This window comes from Pseudoruegeria sp. SK021, assembly GCF_002119405.1.
Lineage (GTDB): Bacteria > Pseudomonadota > Alphaproteobacteria > Rhodobacterales > Rhodobacteraceae > Meridianimarinicoccus.
This window is the reverse complement of sequence record NZ_MTBG01000113.1, coordinates 1-853: the sequence shown is the minus strand read 5'-3', so window position 1 is coordinate 853 and position 853 is coordinate 1. Positions and strand designations below refer to the sequence as shown.

Here is an 853-nt window from a genome sequence, read left to right as displayed (position 1 = left end):
CAACAACTGGAGCTATTCGACACCCTGAATCTGCCAAAACCCGCCTGATCATGCTCGTGTAGTTACATTTTGGCCCATTCGGCTATAACGATATCAATTACTTACTCGTTTTGCTGTCGAACTTGGGCTATTTCTTAGGTGGGCGAGATAGGATGATGACGTGGGATATTCACCGGAACGCAAGGCCGCGGTGCTAAAGCGAATGCTACCGCCGAGCACCATGGCCATTCGGCAGCTGTCACAGGAAGAAGGGATATCGGAGGCGACCCTTCACAAGTGGCGGGCTGAGGCGCGTGGCAAGGGTCAACTGCTGCCCGACGCTGATGCTGGCCCCGAGGGCTGGTCTTCGCGTGACAAGTTCGCGGCCGTGCTGGAAACGGCGGCGCTGAACGAGGCTGATCTGGCCGAATATTGCCGCAAACGCGGGCTCTATCCGGCACAGGTCACAGCATGGCGGTCAGCGTGTGAACAGGCGAACGATTGGGATCGCGCCAGCACAGCACGCCTGGGCCAAGCGACGAAGGAAGAGAAGAAACGGATCAAGGATCTGGAACGCGACCTTGCACGCAAGGAGAAAGCCCTGGCCGAGGCGGCCGCGCTGCTCATTCTCAGAAAAAAGGCTGCGGCGATCTGGGGGGGCGACGAGGACGCATGATCAGCACCCTACATCGCCAAACCGCCACGCTGCTGATCGAAGAGGCTGTCACCGCTGGCGCACGGCGCGCGAAAGCCTGTGCCGAGTTGGAGATCAGCGATCGCACCCTGCGGCGCTGGACAAACGGCGGCCAGGTGCAGCCGGATCAGCGCCCCCTCGTGCAACGCCCGGGCCCCGCCAACAAGCTGAGCCCGGGCG

1 protein-coding gene and 1 pseudogene are annotated in these 853 nt (G+C 61.2%); both read left to right on the top strand.

Features of this window, described 5'->3' with window-relative positions:
* Positions 1–160: 160 nt before the first annotated feature.
* Complete coding sequence (locus tag BV911_RS18840; protein ID WP_086055056.1) at positions 161–655, top strand: transposase; 495 nt, start codon at positions 161–163, stop codon at positions 653–655.
* Positions 652–853: pseudogene (locus BV911_RS18835) on the top strand (IS3 family transposase); the annotation flags it as partial. The gene BV911_RS18840 and the pseudogene BV911_RS18835, both read left to right, overlap by 4 nt.